The organism is Bradyrhizobium liaoningense (genome assembly GCF_018130785.1).
GTDB lineage: Bacteria > Pseudomonadota > Alphaproteobacteria > Rhizobiales > Xanthobacteraceae > Bradyrhizobium > Bradyrhizobium liaoningense_A.
Genome location: NZ_JAFCJT010000017.1, coordinates 43,620 through 70,042, shown reverse-complemented (window position 1 = coordinate 70,042; position 26,423 = coordinate 43,620). Strand labels below are relative to the sequence as shown.

Genomic DNA, 26,423 nt, shown 5'->3' with positions numbered 1-26,423 from the left:
TTTGGGAGGCACGAAACGTGCCAATAAATGAGGCTCAAGGCTTCACCGCCTCGACCTCCCCTCGCGCGGCAAAGCCTCCGTGAATCGCTTGATCGCCGCGAGCACCGGCTGCTGATCGCCGGCAAAGAACCAATGGTCATTGCCGTCGAGCTCGACGAATTCTGCGCCGGCAATCCGGCTCGCGATATCGCGGCCGGCCGCGATCCGCACCGCCTTGTCGTCCCGCCGGTGCAGCACCAGCGTCGGCACGGCAATCTGCGGCAGGAGGTGCCGCACGTCGGCGTCGCGAAACGCTTCGAGCACGGCCGAGATGCCGCCGGGACTGGACGCCGCGCGCAATAGACCAGCCCACCAGGCGCGCGCCTGGGGATCATTGGCGAGGCTCGGCGCGAAGGCTTCGATCCCCACCGGGCCGCCCCATTGCGCAATCAGGTGCTTGCTCCAGGCGTCGTACTGGCTGGCGCGTAGCGCGTGCGGATAGTCCTCTGACCAGCAGCCCTTGGCCAGCGCGCCGAACAGAATGAGCCCGGCCACGCGGCTGTCGTCATCGACCGCGAATTTGATGCAGGCCGGCCCGCATTCGGACGCACCGAACAGCACGACGCGGCGCGAGTCCACCGCCCGCAGCACGGTGCCGATATCCTCCGCGGTGACGTCGATGCCAGGGGCCGATCCGACCCGGTCGGACAGACCGATGCCGCGGCGATCGAAAACGATCAGGCGTCCAAGCTTCATCAATGAGGCCAGAAACGTCCGGCTCGCGGGGTTCTCCCAAGCGCGTTCCACATGCGACACGAAGCCGGGCATGACCAGGATATCGAGCGGGCCACTTCCATAGGTCTGATAGGCCAGATGAACACCTGAGCCCTTGACGTAGCGCGTCGCCGGAACAGCATCGCGCAGGGCGGCCGCCGCAGGACTCATGATCGCCTCGGTCTCAGCTTCCGGCGCGACCCCAAGCTCGTCGCGCAGCCGCTGAGTCAGCGCCGCGTGGTGCCGTTCCGCCGCGCTTCGGTCGCCGGCCAGCAGGAGGCTGCGGATCAGATGCCGGCCGTAGACTTCGCTGAGCGGATCGAGCTCGACCAGATGGCCCGCATGCAACGTCGCAGCGACATGATCGCCCGCGGCATTCTTGTCCTGCACCAGACGTTCGAGTGCATGCACGAGCCGTCCCCGCAGTGCCTCGCGGCGGAAAAACGCCCAGTCGTCGAATTCGGAAGAGTCCTCCGGAGAGAAGCCCGCGAGGAAGTCACCGCGATAAATCCGGCAGGCCGCTTCAAACGCACCGCGATCGCAGGCACTCTCGAACTGATGCGAGTCGATCTTCAGCTCGACCTCCGGAGACCATCGCAAGCTGGTGCGATCGGTCTCAAAAACCGGCTGACCGAGCGTAAGCTCGACACGGTGAAGCAGGCGCCGCAACCGAGCGAGACTGGTCTCTCGGGCCGTCTCCGGCCACAGCAGCGTGGCCATGACGTCACGCGCGACGGTGCCCTTGGCCTCGGCGAGATAGACCAGCAGCGCAAGACCCTTGCGCAGGTTCAGCTTGATGGGACGCCCGTCGGCGTGGATCTCCGGGAACCCGAACGTCCCCAGCGAAAAAGCCGTCATGGAAATCCTCTTTCCCCGGCCGGCGTCCCCGGGGGACGCGCAGGGGACGGTCCAGCGCTAGCAGTCTGGCCAGATCGAGCCTGACCGCCGGCAAGCGGTTCAGGCTCGTGCATGCGGCACCGCTGTATCAGGCACAATAGGAAAAACCATGTTCGCGCGCCTCGCAATCCTGCTCTACGCCCTCGTGAGCTATGCTGTATTCACCGTTTCATTTCTCTACGCGCTCGGTTTCGTCGGCAATTATGCCGTGCCCAAGTCAATCGACAAGTCGATCGACGTCGGCAGCCCCGCGAATTTCGGCGAGGACATCCTCGTCAACCTGCTGCTGATGAGCCTGTTTGCCATCCAGCACAGCGTCATGGCGCGCCCGGCCTTCAAACGATGGTCGGCCAAATTCCTTCCCGTGCCCTGCCAGCGCAGCACCTACGTGCTGCTCTCCAGCCTGATCCTCCTGCTGCTGTTCTGGCAGTGGCGTCCGATCCCGACGCCGATCTGGCAGGCCAGCGGCATTGCGGCCTGGTTGCTGACCGGCGTGCATTGGCTTGGCTGGCTGATCGTGTTCGCCTCGACCTACATGATCGATCATTTCGATCTGTTCGGCCTGCGCCAGGCCTTTGTCGCACTGCGCGGGGCCGAGATCTCAGGTCAATCCTTCCGGACGCCGCTGCTCTACAAGATCGTGCGGCACCCGCTCATGCTGGGCTTTCTGCTCGCGTTCTGGGCGACGCCCGAGATGACCGCCGGCCATCTGCTGTTCGCGATCGCGAACACGGCCTACATCCTTGTCGGGCTCCAGTTCGAGGAGCGGGACCTGATCGCCGAGTTCGGCGCGACCTATCAGCAGTATCGCAGCCAGGTTCCGATGCTGTTGCCGCGTCTCTTCGGTCGCCGCCCGGCGGACAATCGCCAGCCGTCTCGGTCTGTTGGAGCGCCACAATGAAAGCCGTTCTGTGCAGCTCGTTCACCGGACCGGGAGATTTGCGCCTCGGTGAGATCGATGAGCCGCGGCCCGCCGGCGACGAGATTCTCATCGACGTCCATGCGGCTTCCGTCAGCTTCATGGACCAGTTGCTGGTCTCCGGCCTCTACCAGATGCGGCCACAGACGCCCTTCGTGCCCGGCACCGAAGCATCCGGTGTCGTCGTCGCCGTCGGCGACAACGTCACGACATTCGTCCCCGGCGATCGCGTCGCGTGCAGCAGCTGGACCGGCGGCTACGCCGAACGGATGACCGCGAAGGAATCGAAGAGCGTGCTTCTACCCGACGGCGTCGCGTTCGAAGCCGCGGCGACGGTGCTGCACAATTACGGCACGGCCTATTATGCGCTGGTCGAGCGGGCACGGGCGCAACGCCGCGAAACGATGTTCGTCACGGGTGCTGCCGGCGGGGTCGGGCTCGCCGCCGTCGACCTCGGCCGTCATCTGGGCCTCCGCGTCATCGCCGGTGTCGGCTCCGATGACAAGGCGGCCCTGGTGCGGAGTTACGGCGCCAGCGAGGTCGTCAACTATTGCAGCGAGGATCTGCGCGACCGGATCAAGTCGATCACATCAGGACACGGCATCGATGTCGGATTCGACAATGTCGGCGGCGAGATATTCCAGCAGATGGCCCGGTCGATGAAGTGGGGCGGACGACTGATGCCGATCGGCTTCACCAGCGGCGAGATTCCACAGATCGCGATGAACCTGCTGCTATTGAAGAACTATTCCATCATCGGCGTCTTCGTCGGCGCCTGGGCGGAGAAATTCTCCGCGGAAGCCGCGCGCATGAATGATATGCTGATGCAATTGCTGGCCGACGGAAAAATCCGCCCGCACATCGATCGCGTCCTCCCTTTGGAGGAGGCCACTGAGGCCATGCGCGCCGTCGCCAATCGCTCGGTTCAGGGACGAATTGTCCTCAAGATCAGGTAGACTGGGCCCGACGAGGAAGAGAGGACAAAACCGATGACCGAGATCATCATCGACAAGCGTTTTTGCGGTCCTCCGAACTCCGGGAACGGCGGCTACGTCTGCGGCCGGCTGGCCAGCCACATTTCCGGCGGCGCCGAGGTGACGCTGCGCGCGCCGCCTCCCCTGGACACGCCGCTCGAAGCCGTCGCGACAGACGACGGCACATGGGAGCTTCGCGACGACACCAAGGTCGTCGCGACCGGGCGCGCAGTAAGCGTCGAGCTTGCGCGCGTGGAGACGGCCCGTTTGCAGGAGGCACGCGCGGCCGAATTGCTGGCGCTGTTCGAACCGCACGAGCATCCGCTGCCGAACTGTTTCGTCTGCGGTCCCGCAAGAGCGAAAGGCGACGGCCTGCGTATCTTCGCCGGCCCGCTCGGGCGTCATGCACACACACCCGTTCTCGCAGCGAGCTGGACGCCCGATCCAAGTCTCACCGCCGACGACGGTCTCGTCGCCCCCGAATTCCTCTGGTCGGCACTCGATTGCCCCACCGGCTTCGCTTGCAATTGCGATCCGCAGAGCGATAGCTACGACAAGACACCGCTGCTGCTGGGCCGGATGTCAGCCCGCATCGAGTCCCGCCCGCGCCCCGGTGTCCCCTGCATCGTCACCGCATGGCCAACCGGCCGCGACGGCCGCAAGCGCACGGCAGAGGCTGCGCTGCATGATGAGGCCGGGACATTGCTTGCAGTGGCGAAGACGACATGGATTGCGGTCGAGCGCGACGTACAGCTCGGGCGCTAGGAGCGTAGGATGGGATTAGCGAACGGCTGCGCAAAGCGCGGGCGCTGGCCTAATCCACCGTGTTTCAGCGAATGCAGGACGAAGTTGGTGGATTACGCCTTCGGCCAATCCACCCTGCAACCACAAACGCGATCACGCAGGGTGGGCAAAGGCGCGCAGCGCCGTGCCCACTTCTTGCTCGGAAGACATGGTGGGCACGCTTCGCTTTGCCCACCCTACGAGAGCTGTGCGCGACGAAACCTACGCGCTCTGCTCGATCATCTCCTGCAGCCGCGCCAGCTCCGCCTCCAGATCGCGCTCCACATCCGCCGCCCGGATCTCCAGCACCCGATAGTCCCGCGCCTCGAGCCACGCCCGCCGCGATGCGCGATCGGCGGCGATCGTCTCACCCTCGCCCGGGTTGACCAGCTCGATCGCGATCCGGTGCGGGAACGAGACGAAGTCGGGGATGTGGCGGCCGACAGGGGTCTGGCGCTTGAACTGACCGGCGAAGCGGCGGTCGCGGGTCAGGGCCTGCCAGAGCAGGCGCTCGGCGTCGGTCGGGTTGCGGCGGAGCAGGCGCGCGAGGCCGCGCACCGTCGAGCCGCTGTCGGGCACGCCACCGCCCTGCCCGTGCTCGGCCAGCAGCGCGCGCAGGCGCGTCGCCTGCTCGCCGTCGAGCACGCCGCCCTTGGCCGGGCCCTTGCGCCCTTCCGCGATCGCCATCACCACGCCGTGCAGCGTGTGCATGTCCTGCTTGGTCGGCTCCATCCGGCTGAAAATGTTGCGCAGGTTGACCAGCATGGTGTCGCGCTTCTCGGCCGGGCGCAGGAACTCGACCCGGTCGAGTTCGCGGATGAGGTTGTCGAAGAAGGCCTGCATCTGGTGCTGCGACGCGCGCTCGGAGCGCTCCGGCATGCCGTGCGGGAGCTCGCCTGAGGTCGCGCGCTTGAACCATTCATAGCCGACCAGCAGCACGGCCTGGGCGAGGTTGAGCGAGGCAAACCCCGGATTGACCGGGAAGGTGATGATGCGGTTGGAGAGCCCGACCTCCTCATTGGTCAGCCCCCAGCGCTCCCGGCCGAACAGGATGCCCGCCTTGCCCCCGGTCGCGACATGCCCGGAGATTTCGGCCGCGGCAGCTTCCGGCCCCACCACCGGTTTGGCCTGGTCGTGGGGGCGCGCCGTGGTGGCGAACAGCAGGTCGAGATCGGCGACAGCCTCGCCGACCGTGTCGAACAATTCGACCTTTTCCAGAATATAGTCGGCGCCGGCCGCCGCGCGCTGGGCGGCAATGTTGGGCCAGCCGTCGCGGGGATTGACGATGCGCAACCGGCTGAGCGCGAAATTGCCCATGGCGCGCGCGGCCATGCCGATGTTTTCGCCAAGCTGCGGCTCGACCAGGATCACGATGGGACCGTCGAGGGAAAGGCCCGCCTTGCTCTTGTCAGTCCCCGACATCTGGTTTCGCTTTCACACTGACTCTCCAAGGCCTTGGCAAGGCGCTCTTCAGGAATTGATTCAAAGCCGGCCTTGCCCGATCTTTTGGGCCGGCCTTGCTGTTCGCCTGTCGTTTGCCTGTCCTGACAAAATTCTCAAGGGAAATAACGGGTTGGATTCGACTTTTGAATCTCGCCTGAAACTTCAGGGCCGCCCTGCCGGGAAGCCGCTCCCGGCCCCCCATCTGTGGAAGCTGGATGAGCTAAAAGTGCATAATCACTTGGCTTTCGCCCGCCGCGGTCCGGTGCTAAGAGGCGGCGGATATTCCAATTGGCGCCAGCGGCGCCGTTCCCAAGAGGGCTTTCCCGATCATGGCAAAAATCAAGGTATCCAATCCCGTCGTCGAACTCGATGGCGACGAGATGACCCGGATCATCTGGCAGTACATCAAGGACAAGCTGATCAACCCGTACCTCGATGTCGAGCTGCTGTATTTCGACCTGGGCATGGAGTACCGCGACCACACCAACGATCAGGTCACGATCGACGCAGCCGAAGCCATCAAGAAGGTCGGCGTCGGCGTCAAGTGCGCCACCATCACCCCGGACGAGGCCCGGGTGAAGGAGTTCAACCTCAAGCAGATGTGGAAGTCGCCGAACGGCACCATCCGCAACATCCTCGGCGGCGTGATCTTCCGCGAGCCGATCATCTGCAAGAACGTGCCGCGCCTGGTTCCCGGCTGGACCAAGCCGATCATCATCGGCCGCCACGCCTATGGCGACCAGTATCGCGCCACCGACATCAAGTTCCCTGGCAAGGGCACGCTGACGATGAAGTTCGTCGGCGAGGACGGCACCGTCATCGAGAGGGAAGTGTTCAAGACCCCGGGCTCCGGCGTCGCGATGCAGATGTACAATCTCGACGACTCCATCATCGACTTCGCCCGCGCTTCGCTGAACTACGGCTTGCTGCGCAACTACCCGGTCTATCTCTCGACCAAGAACACGATCATGAAGGTCTATGACGGCCGCTTCAAGGACATCTTCCAGGACGTCTACGACCGCGAGTTCAAGAAGGAATTCGAGGCCAAGGGCCTGACCTACGAGCACCGCCTGATCGACGACATGGTGGCCTCGGCGCTGAAGTGGTCCGGCGGCTATGTCTGGGCCTGCAAGAACTACGACGGCGACGTGCAGTCCGACACGGTCGCGCAGGGCTACGGCTCGCTCGGCCTGATGACCTCGGTGCTGCTCACCCCCGACGGCAAGACCGTGGAAGCCGAAGCCGCCCACGGCACGGTGACCCGCCACTACCGCGAGCACCAGAAGGGCAAGGAGACCTCGACCAACTCGATCGCGTCGATCTTCGCCTGGACCCGTGGCCTGGCGCACCGCGCCAAGCTCGACAACAATGCCGAGCTCGCCAAGTTCGCCACCACCCTCGAGAAGGTCTGCGTCGACACCGTCGAGGCCGGCTACATGACCAAGGACCTCGCGCTGCTGGTCGGTGCCGACCAGCGCTGGCTCTCGACCACCGGCTTCCTCGACAAGGTGTCGGAAAACCTGACAAAGGCGCTGGCGGCCTAAGCTGCCATCCGCAATTTCGCCCGACTGGGCCAGACATCATCAAGGGCCGTGCCAAAAGCACGGCCCTTTTTTTTGAGAGCTTTTGCGCGGAGATGCGACCATGTCGATCAAGCTTGCCGTCCCCTGCCTGATGCTGCTCGCTGCCCTGGCTGGGCCGACCATCGCCGCGGAGACGCTTCCCGAGGCAATCGCCGCGCCTGGCGAGAGCGTCGTGCTCAGCGTCCACGCCGAGGGCGCGCAGGTCTATGAGTGCAAGGCGGCCGCGGACGGCAAGCTCGCCTGGGCCTTCCGCGAACCGATCGCGACGCTGCTGTCCGAGGGCAAGACCATTGGCCGCCACTATGCGGGGCCGAACTGGGAGCTTGCCGACAGCAGCGCCGTGGTCGGCAAGGCCATCGGCAACGCGCCGGGCGCGACGGCGGCCGATATCCCCTGGCTGAAGCTGGAGGTCATCTCGCGCCGCGGCAGCGGCGTCCTCACGCCTGTCACCACGGTCCAGCGCATCAACACCCACGGCGGCAAGCTCGACGGCGCTTGCGACAAGGCCGGCGAGTTCAAAAGCGCGCCCTATTCGGCGGAGTATGTTTTCCTGAAGAAGGGCTAACCGCTCAGCGATCAGTGCTCCCGCGCTCCGCCTGCGCCAATTCTGCCGCCGCGAGATCGCCGCTCTCCTCGAGCCGCGCTTTCGCGGTCTGGTGGACGTGCGCGGCGAGCGTTGGCATGCGTTCGATCAGGGCGTGAAAATCCTGGGCGTCGAGCAGCAGCAGCCGCGTCTTGCGTGTCGCAGTCACGGTGCCGCTGCGTTTTGTCTTATGTAGCAACGCGATCTCGCCGAAGAAGGTGCCGTCGGTGAGCCGCACCTGCTGGCTCGGCAGCGCGATCTCGACCTCGCCCGCGGTGATGAAATACATCGACGAAGCGGCATCGCCCCGCCGCACCAATATCTCGCCCTGCTCGATGGTCCGCGCTCTGAGCAGCCGCATGATATCGGCGATCTCCGCGGCGGACAGGTGCGAGAACAGCGGCACCCGCGCCAGCATGCCCCAGGTGACCACGAAATCGCGCCGCCTCACCTCTTCCGCGAACGCGGAGGAGATGATCGCGACCGGCAGCGCGATCATGGCAAAACCGCTGATGATCGCGAATACCGAGACGAATTTTCCGAGCGGCGTCACCGGCACGACGTCGCCATAACCGACGGTGCCGAGCGTCACGATCGCCCACCACATCGCATCGGGAATCGTGCCGAGCTTGCTGGGCTGCACATCACGCTCGATGGCATAGAGCAGCGAGGCGAACGTCAGTACCACACCGATCAGGATGACGATGCAGCCGATCAGCGCACGCCGCTCGGCATGGATGGCCGCGAGCAGCGAGCGCATCGCCGGCGAATAACGGATCAGCTTGAAGAACGGCAGCACGCCGAGGCCGGCCAGCGTCGCGTGCCGGCCTGTAGCCAGCACGATCGCGGCCGGCAGGAACGCCATGAGGTCGATGATGCCGAGCGCGGAGAAGGCATAAGAGAACCGGTCGGACAGCGCGGAGCCGTTGCGCTGGGTGTGCCCCGCCACGGTCCACAGCCGCGCCAGATATTCGAGCGCGAACACGATGACGGCGAGGACGGCGATCGCGCTGAACAGCGTGTCGAACCGCGCGTCCAGCTCCGGCACCGAGGCGAGGATCATCGCGGCCACGTCGAGCACGATGACGCCGATGATGATCTGGATGAAGCGCGACCCGACCGAGTAGGCCAGCGGATCGTGCTCCAGCAATTCGTACAGGCGATCCCTTAGGTTGGGATCGGCTGAGCCACGCCCTCGCGGAACGAGGCCCATGGGTCCTTAAGCGCCTGCCATCGCTTTTTCGATCGCCGCGAGCGCCTCGGGCGCCCTGGCGCCATCGGGGCCGCCGGCCTGCGCCATGTCGGGCCGGCCGCCGCCGCCCTTGCCGCCGAGCGCTTCGGAGGCGATCTTCACCAGATTGACTGCATTGAAGCGCGAGGTCAGGTCCGCGGTGACGCCGACCACGACACCGGCCTTGCCGTCCTCGGTGACGCCGACGATGGCGACCACGCCAGAGCCGATCTGCTTCTTGCCGTCGTCCGCAAGGCTCTTGAGATCCTTCATCTCGATGCCTTCGACCGCGCGCGCCATCAGCTTGACGCCACCGGCCTCGCGCACGCTTGCGGCTGCGCCGTTCCCGACGGACGTACCGCCGCCCATCGCGAGCTTCTTGCGGGCGTCGGAGAGTTCGCGCTCAAGCTTCTTGCGCTCGTCCATCAGCGCGGTAATGCGCGCCGGAACGTCGTCGATCGAGGTTCGCAGTTCGTGGGCTGCCGTCTTCGCCAGCGCCATGGTCTCGTTGGCATGCCTGCGCGCATAATTGCCGGTCAGCGCCTCGATGCGGCGCACGCCCGAGGCGACCGCGCTCTCGCCGGTCAGCGTGATCAGGCCGATGTCGCCGGTGCGCCGCACATGGGTGCCGCCGCAGAGCTCGACCGACCAGCCGAGCGCGTTGGCGCCGCGCTCGCGCGCGGTCCTGCCCATCGAGACGACGCGAACCTCGTCGCCATACTTCTCGCCGAACAGAGCGCGCGCCCCCGCTTCGCGGGCTTCGTCCACGCCCATGACGCGGGTGGTGACCTCGTCATTCTCCAGCACCACGTCGTTGGCGATGTCTTCGACGCGGGCGAGCTCTTCCGCCGTGATCGGCTTCGGATGCACGAAGTCGAAGCGCAGCCGATCCGGCGCGACCATCGAGCCGCGCTGGGCGATGTGATCGCCGAGCACCTGGCGCAGCGCCTCGTGAATGAGATGCGTCGCGGAGTGATGCGCACGGATCGAGGAACGTCGCGAATGATCGACCTCAAGCTGCAGCGCGGTGCCGAGCTTCAGTTCGCCGCTCTCCAATGTGCCGACGTGCACGAAGAAATCGCCGAGCTTCTTCTGCGTGTCGGTGACGCGGAACTTGATGCCGCCCTCGCCCGTGAGCACTCCGGTGTCGCCGACCTGGCCGCCGGACTCCGCGTAGAACGGCGTCTGGTTCAGCACGAGCGCGCCGGTCTCGCCGACCTTGAGGCTGGTGGCTTCCTTGCCGTCCTTGACCAGCGCGGAGACGACGCCTTCGGCGCTCTCGGTCTCGTAACCGAGGAATTCGGTGGCGCCGAGCTTTTCGCGCAGCGGAAACCAGATCGCCTCGGAGGCCGCCTCGCCCGAGCCCTTCCAGGACTCGCGCGCCTTGGCCTTCTGGCGCTCCATCGCGTCGGTGAAGGATGCCTGATCGACGCCGATGCCGCGCGACTTCAGGGCGTCCTGCGTCAGGTCCAGCGGGAAGCCGTAGGTGTCGTACAGCGTGAAGGCGACGTCGCCGTCGAACATGTCGCCCTTTTTCAGGCCTACGCTCTTCTCGTCCAGGATGGCCAAGCCGCGCGAAAGAGTCTTGCGGAAGCGGGTCTCTTCCAGCCGCAGCGTTTCCTCGATCAGGTTTTCCGCGCGCATCAGGTCAGGATAGGCCTGGCCCATCTCGCGGACCAGCGCCCAGACCAGGCGATGCATCAGCGGCTCCTTGGCGCCGAGAAGCTGCGCATGGCGCATCGCGCGGCGCATGATCCGGCGCAGCACATAGCCGCGGCCCTCGTTCGAGGGCAGCACGCCATCCGCGACAAGGAACGCGGAAGAACGCAGATGGTCGGCGATGACGCGGAACGAGGCCACGGTCTGCTCGTTCGGCCCGCTGCCAAGCGCGGACGACGTCGCGTCGATCAAATGCCGGAACAGGTCGGTCTCGAACACGCTGTCGACGCCTTGCATGATGCAGGCCATGCGCTCCAGGCCCATGCCGGTGTCGATCGAGGGACGCGGCAGATCCACGCGCTCCTCCTTCGTCACCTGCTCGTACTGCATGAACACGAGATTCCAGAACTCGAGGAAGCGGTCGCCATCCTCTTCCGGCGAGCCCGGGGGTCCGCCCCAGATGTGATCGCCGCGGTCGATGAAGATCTCCGAGCACGGCCCGCACGGGCCGGTGTCGCCCATCGCCCAGAAATTGTCCGAGGTCGGGATGCGGATGATGCGGTCGTCGGAGAAGCCCGCGATCTTCTTCCACAGGCCGGCCGCCTCGTCGTCGGTGTGGTAGACGGTGACAAGCAGCTTGTCCTTCTTCAGCCCGAACTCGCGGGTGATCAAAGTCCACGCCAGCTCGATCGCGCGCTCCTTGAAATAGTCGCCGAACGAGAAGTTGCCGAGCATCTCGAAGAAGGTGAGATGGCGCGCGGTGTAGCCGACATTGTCGAGGTCGTTGTGCTTGCCGCCGGCGCGCACACATTTCTGCGAGGTGGTGGCGCGCTGATAGGGCCGCTTCTCGACGCCGGTGAAGACGTTCTTGAACTGCACCATGCCGGCATTGGTGAACATCAACGTGGGATCGTTGCGCGGCACCAATGGCGAGGACGACACGATCTCGTGGCCGTTCTCGGCAAAGAAGTTCAGAAAGGTCGACCTGATCTCGTTGACGCCGCTCATGTTCATCCAATCGGGTGTGCTTGGACCCGCTGATTTGCCATCCAAACCGGGCATTTGGGCTGATATCTGCGGGCCAAAGCGCTTTTAGACAAGGCCAGCTTCGCTGTCCAGAAACTGTGCAAGGAGATCAGTGGGTTGCCGCAGGCGCGCAATCCCGTTGAAAGGCGCTCGTGCCGCGTTGACAGGCTTGGCCGGCCTGTGGTCTGTACCCATCTGTATCGTACGGCCACGTCGGGAGAGACCGGCATCTGGTAGCCGGCGCCGAAGGAGCAACCGCCCCGGAAACTCTCAGGCAAAAGGACCGCGTGGCTTTGACAGCATCTGGAAAGAGGCGCCGACGGGTATAGCCCGGACAGCGTCCGCCGACGGGATAATACTCTCAGGCACAGCGACAGATGGGGCTTCGACTGGTTGCTTCCGGGGAATCGTCCCCGGGGAACCGCCGAGGACCCCTGTGATGCCAGTGCGTGACGACCAAGACTCCCTGAAACGTACCCCCCTTTACGACCTTCACGTGTCGCTCGGCGGCAAGATGGTGCCGTTCGCGGGCTATGACATGCCCGTGCAGTACCCCGCGGGCGTGCTGAAGGAGCACCTCCAGACCCGCGCCTCCGCCGGCCTGTTCGACGTCTCCCATATGGGCCAGATCGCGCTGCGGCCGAAATCCGGGAGGATCGAGGACGCCGCCCGCGCGCTGGAACGGCTGGTGCCGCAGGACATCGTGGCGATTGCACCGGGCCGTCAGCGCTACGCCCAGTTCACCAATGCCGATGGCGGCATTCTGGACGATCTGATGGTCGCCAATTTCGGCGATCACCTGTTCCTGGTCGTCAACGCCGCCTGCAAGGACGCGGACGAGGCGCATTTGCGCGCAAATCTCTCCGGCGACTGCGTCATCGATTCGCTTGCCGACCGCGCGCTGATCGCGCTCCAGGGCCCGAAGGCGGAATCGGTGCTGGCGAAATTGTGTGCAGAGGCGCCCTCCATGAAGTTCATGGACGCCGGCCCGCACAAGGTTGCCGGCCTCGACTGCTTCGTCTCGCGCTCCGGCTACACCGGCGAGGACGGGTTCGAGATTTCGGTCCCCGCCACGCACGCCGAGCACCTCGCCAGGACGCTGCTTGAAAACCCCGACGTGATGCCGATCGGCCTTGGCGCCCGCGACAGTTTGCGGCTGGAGGCCGGGCTCTGCCTCTACGGCCACGACATCGACACGGGGACAACGCCGGTCGAAGCCGCGCTGGAATGGTCGGTGCAGAAGAGCCGCCGCACCGCCGGCGCCCGCGCGGGCGGCTTCCCCGGCGCCGAGAAGATCCTCGCACATTTCGATCACGGCGCATCACGCCGCCGCGTCGGCCTGCTTGCCCAGGGCCGTGCGCCCGTGCGCGAAGGTGCGCTGCTGTTTGCGGACGCGACCGCGCGCGAGCCGATCGGAAAAGTCACCTCGGGCGGTTTCGGCCCGAGCCTGAATGCGCCGGTGGCGATGGGCTACGTGCCGGCGAGCCTGAGCGCGCTCGACACAAAACTCTTCGCCGAAGTGCGCGGCCAGCGGCTGCCGCTGACGGTCGCGGCCACGCCTTTCGTGAAAAACACCTACAAACGCTGAGGACTGAGAAAATGACCACGACTCTGTACACCTCCGACCATGAATGGCTGGCCATTGACGGCGACGTCGCCACCGTCGGGATCACCGACTACGCGCAGTCCCAGCTCGGCGACGTCGTGTTCGTCGAGCTGCCCAAGGTCGGCCGCACGCTGAAGAAGGCCGAAGCCGCCGCCGTCGTCGAATCCGTGAAGGCCGCCTCCGACGTCTACGCGCCCATCTCGGGCGAAGTGCTCGAGACCAACGAGGCGCTGGCCGCCGAGCCGGCGCTGGTGAACTCGGACGCGCAGGGCGCGGCGTGGTTCTTCAAGATAAAGATGGCCGACAAGAGCGAACTCGGCGGCCTCATGGATGAAGCCGCGTACAAGGCACATACGGCGTGAGATGAAGCGAACTCTGACCTCATATTCGGTGTCATCGCCCGCCTTGTGCGCACTGCGCACTGGGGCGGGTGATCCAGTACGCCGCGGCTTCTCGGCTCAAGCCCTGACACCTGCGTTTACTGGATGCCCCGCCTTCGCGGGGCATGACGGCGACAGCGAAATCTAAGCGAGGACCCATGATGACCGCGCACCGCAAATCCAACGGCGACACAGCCAGTTTCGTTCGCCGCCACATCGGCCCCTCCACGCGCGATGTCGCCGCCATGCTGGAGGCCGTCGGCGCCAAGAGCGTCGACGCGCTGATGGCGGAGACGCTGCCGGCCTCGATCCGGCAGGCCGCCCCGCTCGATCTCGGCAAGCCCTTGAGCGAGACCGAGGCGATCGCGCATATGGGCGAGCTCGCGCGGCAGAACCAGGTCTTCACCTCCCTGATCGGCCAAGGCTATTCCGGCACGATTTTGCCCGCGGTGATCCAGCGCAACATCCTCGAGAATCCGGCCTGGTACACCGCCTATACGCCCTACCAGCCCGAGATCAGCCAGGGCCGGCTGGAGGCGCTGCTCAACTTCCAGACCATGATCTGCGATCTCACCGGGCTCGACGTCGCCAACGCTTCGCTGCTCGACGAGGCAACCGCCGCGGCGGAGGCGATGGCGCTGGCGGAGCGGCACTCGCAGGTCAAGGCAAAGGCCTTCTTCGTCGACAGGGACGTGCATCCGCAGACGCTCGCCGTGATGCGCACCCGCGCCGAGCCGCTCGGCTGGAATTTGATCGTCGGCGATCCCCTCACCGATCTCGACAAGACCGACGTGCTCGGCGCGCTGCTGCAATATCCGGGCTCATCGGGCGCATTGCGCGACCTCAGGCCCGCGATCGCAGCGCTGAAGGCCAAGGGCGCGCTGGCAATCGTTGCCGCCGATCTCCTGGCACTGACGCTGCTCGCCTCGCCCGGCGAACTCGGCGCCGACATCGCGATCGGCTCCGCGCAGCGCTTTGGCGTGCCGATGGGCTATGGAGGACCGCACGCGGCCTATATGGCGGTGCGCGATGCGCTGAAGCGCTCGCTACCCGGCCGCATCGTCGGCCTGTCCGTGGACTCGCGCGGCGCCCCCGCCTATCGGCTCGCGCTGCAGACCCGCGAGCAGCACATTCGCCGCGAGAAGGCGACCTCCAACATCTGCACCGCGCAGGTGCTGCTCGCCGTGATCGCCTCGATGTATGCGGTCTATCACGGCCCCGAGGGCCTTGCGCAGATCGCGCGTAATGTGCATCGCCGCGCCGCCGTGCTCGCAGCGGGCCTGCGCAAGCTCGGCTTTGCGCTGCAGTCGGACACCTTCTTCGACACGCTCAGCGTGGATGCCAGTGCCAAGCGCGCCGAGATCGTCGCGCACGCGGCCGCCGAGAAGATCAATCTCGGCGTCGGCGAAGCCGCTCTGCGCATCGCGCTCGACGAGACCACGACGCCTGCGACGGTGGAAGCGGTCTGGCGCGCGTTCGGTGGCAAGCTCGCCTATGCCGAGATCGACGCTTCGACGCGCGAGGCGCTGCCGGACGGCTTGAAGCGCACGACCGCCTTCCTCACGCATCCCGTGTTCCACGCGCATCGCTCGGAGACCGAGATGCTGCGCTACATGCGCAAGCTCAGCGATCGCGACCTCGCGCTCGACCGCGCCATGATCCCGCTCGGCTCCTGCACCATGAAGCTGAACGCGACCACCGAGATGATGCCGCTGACCTGGCCGGAATTCGGCAGCCTGCATCCCTTCGCGCCGCGCGAGCAGGCCGCCGGCTATCACGCGCTGTTCGCGCGGCTGGAAAAATGGCTGTGCGACATCACCGGCTACGACGCGATCTCGCTGCAGCCGAATTCGGGCGCGCAGGGCGAATATGCCGGCCTGCTCGCGATCCGCGGCTATCACGCTGCACGCGGCGAGGCGCATCGCAAGATCTGCCTGATCCCCTCCTCCGCCCACGGCACCAACCCGGCCTCGGCCGCGATGGTCGGCATGGACGTGGTGGTGGTCGCCTGCGAGAAGAACGGCGACGTCGACGTCAACGATCTCCGCGCCAAGGCGGACAAGCATTCCAACGATCTCGCCGCTGTCATGATCACCTATCCCTCGACGCACGGCGTGTTCGAGGAGCACATCCGCGAGATCTGCGACATCGTCCACGGCCATGGCGGCCAGGTCTATCTGGACGGCGCCAACCTGAATGCGCAGGTGGGCTTGTCGCGGCCCGGCGATTACGGCGCCGATGTCAGCCATCTCAATCTGCACAAGACCTTCTGCATCCCGCATGGCGGCGGCGGCCCCGGCATGGGCCCGATCGGCGTGAAGGCGCATCTCGCGCCGTTCCTGCCCGGTCATCCGGCAACCCACGCGGATGCACCGGTCGGCGCGGTCTCGGCCGCACCGTTCGGCTCGGCTTCGATCCTCACCATCTCCTACATCTACATTCTGATGATGGGCGGTGACGGCCTGAAGCGCGCCACCGAGATCGCGATCCTCAACGCCAACTACATCGCCGCGCGCCTCGATGCGCATTTCCCGGTGCTCTACAAGAACGCGAAGGGCCGCGTCGCGCACGAGTGCATCGTCGATCCCCGTCCGCTGAAAACGACGTCCGGCGTCACCGTGGACGACATCGCAAAGCGCCTGATCGACTACGGCTTCCACGCGCCGACCATGAGCTTCCCGGTGCCGGGCACGCTGATGATCGAGCCGACCGAATCGGAATCGAAGGCGGAGCTGGATCGCTTCTGCGATGCGATGATCGCGATCAGGAAGGAGATCGCCGAGGTCGAGGCCGGCCGCTTCAAGATCGAGGCCTCGCCGCTCCGTTACGCCCCGCACACGGTGCACGACATCGCGGACGACGCCTGGAATCGCGCCTACACCCGCGCCGAGGGCTGCTTCCCCGCGGGCACATCGCGCACCGACAAATACTGGTGCCCGGTGGGGCGCGTCGACAACGTCTATGGCGATCGCAACCTGGTGTGCTCGTGCCCGCCGGTGAGCGATTACGCGGAAGCGGCGGAGTAAGGGATCGTAGCTTCGTAGGGTGGGCAAAGCGGAGCGTGCCCACCACCTTTGTACGCGTTGGAATATGGTGGGCACGGCGCTTACGCGCCTTTGCCCACCCTACGGCCCCGAACGGTATCTAAGGCACCACCAGCGAACGCCTCTGTGCATCCCAACGCCAAAGCCGTTCGCTGGTGAGAAGCGTACCGCCCCACCAGCGCCGGATCGGGTTTTGACGGCGGAAATCCTCCCGGCCTTCAAGAACCGCTTCGCCGAATTCGGTGAGCGACAGCCGGCTCCGGCGAAAGGCCGCGTTGCGACCTCGTCCATTGTCCGGATCGAGCGTCGCCAGCTTGCCATCCAGACCTGCAATGGCGGGCGCTGGTCCGAAAGCAAGCCCTTCGAGCAACGCACCCAATTCCCAGGGATCGAACACGCGTGTTCCGAGCGCGCCCGGTCGAAACAGCTCGTCGGTACGATTGTGTCCGCTCGCGATCAGCTCGAGAAGCCGCGCCTCGGTCGCCCCCAGTCCCGTCGTCGGCGACGGCAGCTCGGCGAGCAGGTCTTCCATGGCCGGCTTCAGGAAAGACAACTGGCCGAGCGGCCTGTCGAGCAGCCCGGAGCAGAGCTCTGGCGTCGGCGCGCGGTAGGCCTCCCAAGCCAGGCGGGCGATCTCGAAATCGCTTTCCTCGATATCGAGCTCCCGCACATCACGATGACGAAGCTCTGTCGGATCTGCTCCACGCAGGTCGAAATCGACACGTCGTAATCTCAGACTCGATGCAATAGACGGCTCGGACCGCAGGTAGTCGAGGATCCAGATCAATTGCAATTGACTGTTGGGTTCAGGGTCGAACCACAGCTCGATCAACTCGACGCCGTAAGTCTCGCAGAACCAGAGTAGTGCACCTTCCCGATCCAGGCGCTGAACATAAGGCAGTTGGCGGACGCAATCAGACCAGATGATCTCTTCGAAAATTCTGAGCGCGCGTCCACCGAGATAGCGATTGAGGTGCTCAGCCGACGGAAGTGGCCCCGAAACGAAGCGAAAGATGAACGGCACGACCATGTCGGCGCGATCCGCATGGGCAAGACCGACGCCGGACGAACTGGTCAGGATCACGCGTTTCATCGCGAACGCCCCCACCCACAAAACGAAACGGGCGCTGACGACGTCGGCAACTCAACGTCCTCAGCGCCCGCTCCTCGCGAAAAACTCTTCGCGTTAGGACTTACTCTTCCGCCGGCTCCTCGCCGTCGGCGTCGCGTTCCGGAGTGCCGGCCAAAATCTGCTCGGCGATCAGGCCGGAGTTCTGGCGGATCGAGGTCTCGATCTTGGCGGTGATATCGGGGTTGGCCTTCAAGAACGCTTTCGAGTTCTCGCGTCCCTGGCCGAGGCGCTGGCTGTCATAGGAGAACCAGGCGCCGGACTTTTCGACGATGCCGGCCTTGACGCCGAGATCGAGGATCTCGCCCATCTTGGAGACGCCTTCGCCGTACATGATGTCGAACTCGACCTGCTTGAAGGGCGGTGCCAGCTTGTTCTTCACCACCTTCACGCGGGTGGTGTTGCCGACCACCTCGTCGCGCTCCTTGATCGCGCCGATGCGGCGGATGTCGAGGCGGACGGAGGCGTAGAACTTCAGCGCGTTGCCGCCGGTCGTGGTTTCCGGCGAGCCGTACATCACACCGATCTTCATGCGGATCTGGTTGATGAAGATCACCATGGTGTTGGATTTGTTGATGGAGGCCGTCAGCTTGCGCAGCGCCTGGCTCATCAACCGCGCTTGAAGTCCCGGCAGCGCATCGCCCATCTCGCCCTCGAGCTCGGCCTTCGGCACCAGCGCCGCGACCGAATCGATCACCATCACGTCGACCGCGCCCGAGCGCACCAGCGTGTCGCAGATTTCCAGCGCCTGTTCGCCGGTGTCGGGCTGGGAGATCAGGAGCTCGTCGATGTTGACGCCGAGCTTGCGGGCATAGACCGGATCGAGCGCGTGCTCGGCGTCGATGAAGGCGCAGATGCCGCCCTTCTTCTGCGCTTCCGCCACCGTATGCAGTGCCAGCGTGGTCTTGCCCGAGGATTCCGGCCCGTAGATCTCGACGATGCGCCCCTTGGGCAGGCCGCCGATGCCGAGCGCGATATCGAGCCCGAGCGAGCCGGAGGACACCGCCTCGATATCCATCGAGCGGTCGTTCTTGCCGAGCTTCATCACCGAGCCCTTACCGAACTGGCGCTCGATCTGAGAGAGCGCGGCGGCCAGGGCTTTACTCTTGTCCATGGAAGATCCTTCGACGATACGCAGGGCGGTAGCGGACATTGGGTCGTGCTCCTTATGGCGAGGATTCGGGTGCGGGACAAACGATTGGCGAGGCGGCTCGTCGATAAAAGCAACGTACCCCATTTGTTCTCGGTTCGCAATATGTTCTTTTGCGGATTTTGCTACTGTCCGTATTTAACCCCCAGTGTTAACCCCCAGTGTCCTAAGTTGAATTCGGGAGTGTCCCAATTTGTTCTCAGACCGCCTTGGACGCGCCCAACTCTGTTCATATCCGCTGTTCACGTTGGCCGACATTCAGCCAAGGTCTGTTCATGCCTCCAACGGGGTATGTCCCATGGTGCCCCTAATTCATTAGTGGATTTTTGGTTGTGCACATCGACGGGCACAGCTTGCCAATTGCATGCTCTCCTAATTGCAACGAAGGAGACGTCATGAAGAAGTGGTTGCTTTTGTCGGTTGTTGGCTCGGTCGGGATCATCGCGGCGTATCCTGCTCAAGCTAGGTCGTGCTCTGACTACAAAGCCATCTGCATGTCCAAGGCCGCTAAGCCAGAACGGTGCGACGGCGCGTGGAAGCAGTGCATGAAAACCGGCATCTACATCGGTCCCGAGAGTGGGACCAACCACGGACAGGCCGATAAGCGCTAACTAGAGAGGCCGCCTCAGTTGGCGGCCTCCTTCATTTTGGTTTTCTCGGCCTTGGAAGGTCGTCGAACGGCAGAAGCAGAATGGCGGCGTTCAACTTCGGATAGGCAATATCCATCTTCTCCCAGAAGTCGTGCTTGTCCTTCGATAGGCGCATAATCGCCTTCACGCCCTCCAGCATTTCCTTCAAGCGCAATTCTTTAGTGTCCTACAGAAGTGCTGTCCTAATCAGCACAGCACCCGGATTTTGCCGCCAGCCTGTTTCCGACCTCAGTGGCCTAGTTTGATTTTGTAACTGGCCTATTTTGATCTCTGGGTGCACGCTGGTTCCAGATTGGAAACCGGCAATGACGCTGGATGAGAGGATCGCTCGGGCGCAGCGCCACGTTGATAGGGGCAGGCTCATTGTTGAGCGCCAGCGACTGATTGTCGCCCGGCACGGAATGTCGGCCTCAATCGACCTTCTAGAGCTCTTCGAGCGGACACAGCAGATATTCGAATTGGATCTGGCCGACCTGCTCAAGAGAAAGTAGGGCCGCCTGAAAATGTGAGTGGCCTGATTTCAGTTGCGTACACTTTTGGACAGAACTCGCCGGGCGCGACGTGCGTTAATGGAACATCACAGACCGGACCGTGGCCTTTATCTGTGATGAGATCGCTCCATCACAGCGCTCCCGCCTTCCTCTCATGGAAAGGAGCGCGCCATGTTCAAACGGCGGCGTTTCAAGCAACAGGTAACGCTTCAAGATAGGCTGTCCGCATGGGCGAAGCAGCTCGAGGAGCAGGCCTCTAAACTCCCGCCGGGTGCAGAGCGTGAAGCCCTCGTTAGGAAGGCCCGCCAAGCGGACGTGGCAAACCATCTGGACGATTGGGCCAAGTCGCCGGGCTTGCAGCCGCCGAAGTGACAAGCCCGCGCAGATGGACTCCCGAGGAGGAGCGGCAGCTTTTGGAGCTTTGCGCTTCAGGCCTTCGGTTGGCCGCAGTTGCCAGAAAGATCGGTAGGACTGAGGCAGCCGTAATCGGCCGTCTCGGAATAATGAAGGCGAGGCAAGAAGCCGCGAAAGAGTAAGGCCGCCTCAGTTGGTGAGACTACCCACTATGGATTAGGCGCGGCCGGTGTCACAAACCTGTGGCATGGGCATTGCACACTCGAAGGTGACTGGGATTTCAGTGCTCAGTTAGAAAATAGCGCGCTGCCGGAACGAGTATTTCGAGTCCGGCAGCGTTTCTTTGACGCGTTCGGTGTCGCGCCGTTCTGCGGCACCGAGATTTCCCGCAATCGTGGGGATCGGGAGCTGGATCATGACGGGAGATATTCATCGCGACGCAGATCGGCGTAATCGACTGCTAGAGGCAGCTCAACAGGAGCTGGTCGAATTCGAGCGGAAGGAACGTGAGTTCCGCAAGAAGGATCAGACGGAGCGCGCAGCGGAACTTCGCCTTCCCGTGGATACGATCAACGTCCACTAAGCGACGGCCGATAAATTCACACAACTGTCATGGCACATTTCTAGCATCGTCATGCGACGGGGGACCGACGCGGCAGCTCCCCGCCCATCTTCGGCCTAGACCACCAGACCGGGCGGGGAGCTAGCGTCTTTCCGTGAGAACCATCCGGATGCATGCGGATTGTCCCGGCATGTATCGCATCACGTTTTTTTCGCCTTGCCCGCCGTCGCCAGGATTGGTTTCGGTTTGCTGGTTGCATGACCCATTTTGGCCAGTCAGCGTATTCGGGCCCAATTACGACATTGGCAATTTCGGATTAGCTCACTTCGCTTTCACATAGGCTAATGCGCGCCATCGCCATCTGTGCTTGCGTGCCTGTCTTGGCGCTTTGCAGCCCCGGAGCGCCAGGCAAAAGCGCCGCCCGCTTAAATGTTACGCGGGCGGCGGCTTACCAGCCCCGGGAGGGGAATTGCAAAATCCCGATACCCATGTGTCTGCACGTGTCGTGCCAAGGTTCATTGTGCCGGAACGGGACACCCGCAGAAGGCCAGGCAATAGCATGGGACAGCGGGGAAGCTGTCGAACGTGCTCGGCCTGCATGGTTCGCCCGGCGATGCGGAGCATCGTCCGGAGACGCCCGCTTTGGCGGGCTTGTCACCATGAGGGTCTGATATCTCGCCGCAAAGCGCGACCTCATCCTGAGGGTCCGCCGCAGGCGGGCGTCTCGAAGGATGGCTGCGACTTGGCCGCCACGTTTTTCGTCATGTGCGATCGCTAAGGGCTACAGCCTCATCCATTGATTCCACGACGGCAAACTTGTCGCAGTCGGCCGCTTCGAAACGTCGCGGCCTGCGGGAACAAATGTCATGCGAATGGACGATGCCCGCGTCCCGATCGTCTCCCTAGATTCACCGCGCCTCGTTCGCTCGGTTCGAGAATGTTCTGCGAACAGGTTGCCGGAGGTGGGTCTGCCACTTCCAGCCGCGACCGCTTCGATGGAATGAGGTACGACTGAATGGATCAATTGCACGCCGAGCGGTCCGATAGCTCCCACAGTTCGGAACACCGCCCATTCATTTCGGTGGCACTACCAACCTTCCGCCGACCGGAGATGGTGTGCCGTGCGATTGACAGCGTGCTGCAGCAGAATCACTGCGACTGGGAAATGGTGATCAGCGACGACGAAGGCTCGGAAGGCGCGACCTGGAGCATCCTGTCCGAACACGCGCGGAGCGATCGGCGTATTCGCGTTATCGAGAACCACCGCGGCCGGGGCCAGGTTGAGAATACCAACAACGCGATGCTCGCATGTCGCGGCCACTGGATCAAAGTGTTGCACGACGACGACTGGCTCACGCCAGGATCGCTTGCGACTTTCGCGAGGCTGGCGAGCACGCATCCCGCCGCTGCATTCATGACCTCCACATCTCACGTGGTCCAGGACAGCGGCATAAAGTACCGGCGAGGACGCCAGGTTTATCTGTATTCGAGCCAGCAGTGCCTGACGGATCTCTATTTGGCGGGCAAGACCCGGTTGCTTGGGATTGTCCCGTCGACCCTGCTGATCAACAGCAAGGTCATCCAGGCCGGTTGCCTGATGCGAAACTACAAGTCGATCAGTTGGGGCGTGGACCAATTGTTCTTTCTTGATCTCGCCTGCCAGGGCGACATGGTGGCGATAGACGATGGTCTTGTCTTCTACGACGCGACCAACCACGCGAGCATCACGGCATCGGGATCGTTCCGTCAAATCGACCAAGAGACCATCGATCTCAAGCACCTCACCTGGAGCCTTCTGGAGGATAAGCGCGGACTTCCGGATCCTGAAACGGTGGTGCGTGCATTGCGGGTTGCTCGACTGCGCAGTCGGGTCCTTCACCAGCCCGTGATCGCAACGATCCGCGATGCTTTTCAAATCCTGCGCCCCTCGGTTTTGAAGGCGGCCAACCTGGCGATCCGGGCTTGGGTGCGTGCACCGGGTGCGATCGTAAGCCTGCCCGGGCTGGCTCATTGCACTTCGGAATTCTTGTGAGCGTCACCGCTGACCCGGCAGCGTTGCGCCGGCACGCGCCAATCGGATCGCCTGCCCTTCAGGCCGCCTCTCCTGGCGGCACATGCGAAGGCCGCAGCAGGGGTCTGCCGCGGCCCACCGGGTTGCGGGAATGTTTGGCAATGCGGCGGACTTGACTGCAGCTCGCTCGCCTCGACATCGCGTTCCGCCCAAATGGACCGCCGGAAGCTGATGCTGCAACCCTTCCGCCCGTCCCTGCCAGCTTGGCTGCGAACTTTGTTTCGATCACCGCTGGCCCTCGAGAGACCGTCCCTCCCTGGAGATGCATTCGCGCGGGTGAACCAGGTCGGGATAATTTGGTAATTGTGTGCTGAAACGAACAGAAACGCGGTGAGCGTAGATTAAGCTTGGAATCGCTTGGCCTTTGCCAAGGGCCAAGCATCCCCAAGCGGCCCCGGCCTTCACCCCTATCAAGCCCCACCGGCCGGGGTCGTCTTTAGGTACCTGACCTGTTTCCGAGCCTGTTGGCCTGGTTGATTTCGGGAGTGGCGGGTTTTCTCGCTGAACACAACTTGACCACGAATATGGTGTTGGAGGATAACGTGACATTGCAACGCAAAGGGTCGTCAGCGCCCCGCGTGGGAACAATATTTAGGGTTGGGCTGTTGACCCGTTTATTTACGTGGGTCCAATTATGATCAACGCTGCCAAGTGCGTGGAACTAGCAAATCATTACAAAACCCTTTCCCAGGCATCCGGCGTTTCGGCGGAGAGGGCATCCCTGATGAAGAACATCGCCCGGAGCCTCACTGGCGTGGCAAGCCAATTGGATAGGCTGGCCGCTCTCACGAGAGACGAAGCAAGGTAACGCCGCCACAGCCGGCGCCGGCCGTAGGGGGCTTCGAGAGATTGGCTCTGCGCGGCGTCCTAATTCGAAGGAACACTCCTTTGAGTGGGCTGTTGTCTGGACATCACCGGCCGAGGCTCTGCCCGTAGGCGTCGGTGGCTGAGAGATTCTTGCGCTCCCGCCTGCATAACCGGGGAGCGTTGCCATGGCGGAACATCGCCACTCGATCCTTGTTCACGTCGCCAGCATCGCGGAAGAAATTCAGCGGACGCGGGAGATTTGCGAGTTCTCCTGCGCGCTTCTGCGGCTTCCCTGCCCAGACACCTTTCTGGGACGTAAGACACAGCGCCATGACGTCGAGGAAGCAAGGCCGATCGAGATCGTCCGAGAAAGCGGCTAGGATCAACCTGGTTCAACGGCGCCCGACGTCCGGGGTCTGTCGATTGCCCAACCTGCAAGCGGCAGTACCGGAACGACCGGTTGGCGGCCTCTTGGAACAGCACCCGGATAGCAGCGAAATAAACTAGGAACAGTCCACTCAAGGCGGGGTTGGCGCCGACACACCGAGAGGCGGCGCCATGGTGCGGTACTTTTTCGATATCCGAGACGACACCGGCCTCTACGCCGACGAAGAGGGATTGGAGTTTCCCACCCAGCGCGAAGCAGAGATCGAGGCGACGCAAACATTAGGCGGCCTCGCGCGCGACCTGGCGGGACACGAGGATCGAACAGACGTTGCGATCGAAGTCCGCACCGACGCCGGACGCGTGTTCCAAGCCGCCCTCATCTTCGAGACGCCGACGACGAAGCAGTAGGCCGCCACAGTTCGACACGTTGGGCGCTTCTCGACGGAGCAAGGCCGCCTCGGTTGGCGGCCTTTTTGATTTTTCCTGATCCGCCGCATGTCGTGCAGGGACGAAGCCCAAGCTTTTCATCAAGGCCCCCTTCCCGCTTCAGAGAAAGGCAAGGTCGCCACCTGTCACCTTCGACTGAAGCTGACGCGCATCAAAGACGCAGCCGCCGCGCGCCGTCATAATTCCGCAATCCTGCGGCACCGAACCTTTCTGCGGTGTCCGGCTTTCTCCGGGATGGGACCGCAATGACGGGGATCTGGAACATGACGGAAGACACGCACCACGATGCTGTCAGGCGCACTCATTTCCTGGAGGCGGCGCATGAGGAGATGGTGAAGTTCGAGCGGAAGGAAAACGAATTCCGCAAGAGGGACCGCGAAGAGCGCGCCGCCGAACTCCGCCTTCCCCTCGGTGAGATCAAGGTCCATTGAGCCAGCCGACGGGCTTTGGATCTGACCGAGGCTGCACCGCGATGGGCAGGTAGCACCCGCACCGGCCGTCGGGGTTGCGCCCCGGAACCGTTATGCGCAATTAAGGTATCTAAACACCTCGACTAAGCCATTGATCACGCAGCGAAATCGCCCAACGCGCTACTGTGCATGGGGTTGTTTTGCATGTTTTGAAAAGGCGCGGCGGCGTCCTGGGTGTCCACCCAGGAGCGAGCGCCTGGTTAGCCTCGCCTCAACTGCCGCCTCGTGGTGCGCCCTACAGCACCGCCAGCAGCACGATGCCGATCACCAGCACGACGAAGCCAGCCGCCGTCGCGGCGGCGAATGACCGCTCTACGTTATCCATGATGCCACCCCGTTGCCGGCACGCCACGTTTCCCCCATGGCGCCACCGACGATGCAGAATTTCGCTGAGGCGTGTGGCTCCAGTTGTGCGATCGCGTGACCAAATTGGGACGGGTGCGGGGCCAGTCTGCGGCCTTCCCGATGCGGATTTCGCTGCCGCCGTCAGGCACCCGTAAGCCTGGTCTCCTAGTCTGGCTGTACCCGGTGGACCAACACCGGGCTCCATACCCAGTCGAGGACCCCGCTCCACCCCGAGCGGGGTTTTCTGTTTGCGGGCACGAATGCGCGCCGGGCTTGCAAGCCGATCTGCCGGCCCTGTCAGGCTCTCGTAAGCTCAACCGGCTAGGGTCGTCTCGCTATGGTGTTGCAGCCCAGCACCTCAGCCTCCAATAACCTTTGACCCGCTTGGCTCTCCCCAAGCGGGCTTTTTTCATGCTTGCCGGCCACCTCACCGAGCCCTCTCCTCTCGCGTCAGCCGCAGCGAGAAGGCGCGGATCGCCGGGGCCGCGAGCAGCACGATCGGCAGCATCGCGGCCCACGCGATCAGCCATGACTTCATCCAGTGCGCGAGGAAGACCGTCCCGGTCGCGGGAAGGCTGGCGATGCCCGCCGCGATCAGCGAGGTCAGGCCAGACTGGATGACACCGAAGACGAAATGAGAGTAGCGGCGGGGGATGCCGAGCATGACGCGCCCATGTTG

General features: G+C 63.9%; 23 protein-coding genes and 1 riboswitch. Of the genes, 15 read left to right on the top strand and 8 right to left on the bottom strand.

The features are described 5' to 3' along the window. Positions 1 to 42: 42 nt before the first annotated feature. On the bottom strand, positions 43 to 1,611 hold the full coding sequence (locus JQ627_RS27450) for an alpha/beta fold hydrolase (protein WP_212487318.1): 1,569 nt from the start codon (positions 1,609 to 1,611) through the stop codon (positions 43 to 45). Between the two features lie 148 nt (positions 1,612 to 1,759). On the opposite strand from JQ627_RS27450, the gene mddA reads away from it, so the two are divergent. From mddA to JQ627_RS27435, 3 genes are read left to right on the top strand one after another with little or no spacing between them, the layout of a single operon-like run. After that, a complete protein-coding gene (gene mddA, locus JQ627_RS27445) occupies positions 1,760 to 2,551 on the top strand; it encodes a methanethiol S-methyltransferase (protein ID WP_212487316.1) in 792 nt (263 codons plus the stop codon). Further along, entirely contained in the window at positions 2,548 to 3,525 is a 978-nt protein-coding gene (locus tag JQ627_RS27440; protein WP_212487315.1) for an NADPH:quinone oxidoreductase family protein, read from the top strand. Before mddA ends, JQ627_RS27440 begins: the two co-directional genes overlap by 4 nt. Before the next feature lie 33 nt (positions 3,526 to 3,558). Then, on the top strand, positions 3,559 to 4,308 hold the full coding sequence (locus JQ627_RS27435; protein ID WP_212487313.1) for a hypothetical protein: 750 nt from the start codon (positions 3,559 to 3,561) through the stop codon (positions 4,306 to 4,308). Positions 4,309 to 4,548: 240 nt separating this feature from the next. On the opposite strand, the gene JQ627_RS27430 is transcribed toward JQ627_RS27435, so the two are convergent. Further along, positions 4,549 to 5,748 (bottom strand): TrmJ/YjtD family RNA methyltransferase, encoded by a 1,200-nt coding sequence (locus JQ627_RS27430; RefSeq protein ID WP_212487311.1) that lies wholly within the window; start codon positions 5,746 to 5,748, stop codon positions 4,549 to 4,551. A 350-nt stretch (positions 5,749 to 6,098) separates the two neighbouring features. Between JQ627_RS27430 and JQ627_RS27425 the strand changes: the two genes are divergently transcribed. Together JQ627_RS27425 and JQ627_RS27420 are read left to right on the top strand one after the other, a co-directional pair. Continuing rightward, the gene (locus tag JQ627_RS27425; protein ID WP_212487308.1) at positions 6,099 to 7,313 is read left to right on the top strand and encodes an NADP-dependent isocitrate dehydrogenase; all 1,215 of its coding nucleotides are present in this window, start codon (positions 6,099 to 6,101) and stop codon (positions 7,311 to 7,313) included. Between the two features lie 100 nt (positions 7,314 to 7,413). Next, positions 7,414 to 7,917 carry a DUF3455 domain-containing protein gene (locus JQ627_RS27420; protein WP_212487307.1) on the top strand — a complete coding sequence of 168 codons (504 nt, stop codon included), beginning with the start codon at positions 7,414 to 7,416 and terminating at the stop codon, positions 7,915 to 7,917. Positions 7,918 to 7,921: 4 nt separating this feature from the next. Here the strand turns inward: JQ627_RS27420 and JQ627_RS27415 are convergent, their stop codons facing one another. After that, the gene (locus JQ627_RS27415; protein WP_212487304.1) at positions 7,922 to 9,148 is read right to left on the bottom strand and encodes a cyclic nucleotide-gated ion channel; all 1,227 of its coding nucleotides are present in this window, start codon (positions 9,146 to 9,148) and stop codon (positions 7,922 to 7,924) included. A 6-nt stretch (positions 9,149 to 9,154) separates the two neighbouring features. Then, a complete protein-coding gene (alaS, locus tag JQ627_RS27410) occupies positions 9,155 to 11,833 on the bottom strand; it encodes an alanine--tRNA ligase (protein WP_212487302.1) in 2,679 nt (892 codons plus the stop codon). A 222-nt stretch (positions 11,834 to 12,055) separates the two neighbouring features. Then, positions 12,056 to 12,146, top strand: a riboswitch (glycine riboswitch). A 144-nt stretch (positions 12,147 to 12,290) separates the two neighbouring features. Here alaS and gcvT point away from each other — a divergent pair. The 3 genes from gcvT (at position 12,291) to gcvP (ending at position 16,863) form a co-directional block, all read left to right on the top strand. Next, complete coding sequence (gene gcvT / locus JQ627_RS27405) at positions 12,291 to 13,439, top strand: glycine cleavage system aminomethyltransferase GcvT (RefSeq protein ID WP_212487299.1); 1,149 nt, start codon at positions 12,291 to 12,293, stop codon at positions 13,437 to 13,439. Between the two features lie 11 nt (positions 13,440 to 13,450). Then, on the top strand, positions 13,451 to 13,819 hold the full coding sequence (gene gcvH, locus JQ627_RS27400; RefSeq protein ID WP_212487297.1) for a glycine cleavage system protein GcvH: 369 nt from the start codon (positions 13,451 to 13,453) through the stop codon (positions 13,817 to 13,819). 179 nt (positions 13,820 to 13,998) lie between these two features. Beyond that, positions 13,999 to 16,863: an aminomethyl-transferring glycine dehydrogenase gene (gene gcvP / locus JQ627_RS27395; protein WP_212487476.1), complete on the top strand. Its 2,865-nt coding sequence runs from the start codon at positions 13,999 to 14,001 to the stop codon at positions 16,861 to 16,863. A 118-nt stretch (positions 16,864 to 16,981) separates the two neighbouring features. Here gcvP and JQ627_RS27390 read toward each other — a convergent pair whose 3' ends face one another. Together JQ627_RS27390 and recA are read right to left on the bottom strand one after the other, a co-directional pair. Then, positions 16,982 to 17,974 carry a hypothetical protein gene (locus JQ627_RS27390; protein ID WP_212487295.1) on the bottom strand — a complete coding sequence of 331 codons (993 nt, stop codon included), beginning with the start codon at positions 17,972 to 17,974 and terminating at the stop codon, positions 16,982 to 16,984. Positions 17,975 to 18,074: 100 nt separating this feature from the next. Next, positions 18,075 to 19,163, bottom strand: coding sequence for a recombinase RecA (gene recA / locus JQ627_RS27385; RefSeq protein WP_028178852.1), 1,089 nt, complete (start codon positions 19,161 to 19,163; stop codon positions 18,075 to 18,077). Between the two features lie 392 nt (positions 19,164 to 19,555). On the opposite strand from recA, the gene JQ627_RS27380 reads away from it, so the two are divergent. Then, positions 19,556 to 19,771 carry a hypothetical protein gene (locus JQ627_RS27380; RefSeq protein ID WP_212487293.1) on the top strand — a complete coding sequence of 72 codons (216 nt, stop codon included), beginning with the start codon at positions 19,556 to 19,558 and terminating at the stop codon, positions 19,769 to 19,771. A gap of 31 nt (positions 19,772 to 19,802) precedes the next feature. On the opposite strand, the gene JQ627_RS27375 is transcribed toward JQ627_RS27380, so the two are convergent. After that, positions 19,803 to 19,958, bottom strand: a complete 156-nt coding sequence (locus JQ627_RS27375; RefSeq protein ID WP_212487291.1) for a hypothetical protein — start codon at positions 19,956 to 19,958, stop codon at positions 19,803 to 19,805. Positions 19,959 to 20,115: 157 nt separating this feature from the next. Between JQ627_RS27375 and JQ627_RS27370 the strand changes: the two genes are divergently transcribed. From JQ627_RS27370 to JQ627_RS27345, 6 genes are all read left to right on the top strand, one after another. Beyond that, positions 20,116 to 20,301 (top strand): hypothetical protein, encoded by a 186-nt coding sequence (locus tag JQ627_RS27370; protein WP_212487290.1) that lies wholly within the window; start codon positions 20,116 to 20,118, stop codon positions 20,299 to 20,301. A 769-nt stretch (positions 20,302 to 21,070) separates the two neighbouring features. Then, positions 21,071 to 21,238 carry a hypothetical protein gene (locus JQ627_RS27365; RefSeq protein WP_212487287.1) on the top strand — a complete coding sequence of 56 codons (168 nt, stop codon included), beginning with the start codon at positions 21,071 to 21,073 and terminating at the stop codon, positions 21,236 to 21,238. A gap of 994 nt (positions 21,239 to 22,232) precedes the next feature. Continuing rightward, positions 22,233 to 23,249, top strand: coding sequence for a glycosyltransferase family 2 protein (locus JQ627_RS27360; protein WP_212487285.1), 1,017 nt, complete (start codon positions 22,233 to 22,235; stop codon positions 23,247 to 23,249). 1,031 nt (positions 23,250 to 24,280) lie between these two features. Next, positions 24,281 to 24,475, top strand: coding sequence for a hypothetical protein (locus JQ627_RS27355; RefSeq protein WP_212487283.1), 195 nt, complete (start codon positions 24,281 to 24,283; stop codon positions 24,473 to 24,475). 178 nt (positions 24,476 to 24,653) lie between these two features. Beyond that, a complete protein-coding gene (locus JQ627_RS27350) occupies positions 24,654 to 24,890 on the top strand; it encodes a DUF6894 family protein (protein ID WP_212487281.1) in 237 nt (78 codons plus the stop codon). Between the two features lie 284 nt (positions 24,891 to 25,174). Further along, entirely contained in the window at positions 25,175 to 25,360 is a 186-nt protein-coding gene (locus JQ627_RS27345; protein WP_212487483.1) for a hypothetical protein, read from the top strand. An 811-nt stretch (positions 25,361 to 26,171) separates the two neighbouring features. Here JQ627_RS27345 and JQ627_RS27340 read toward each other — a convergent pair. After that, the gene (locus JQ627_RS27340) at positions 26,172 to 26,408 is read right to left on the bottom strand and encodes a DUF2798 domain-containing protein (RefSeq protein ID WP_212487280.1); all 237 of its coding nucleotides are present in this window, start codon (positions 26,406 to 26,408) and stop codon (positions 26,172 to 26,174) included. Between the last annotated feature and the right edge of the window lie 15 nt (positions 26,409 to 26,423).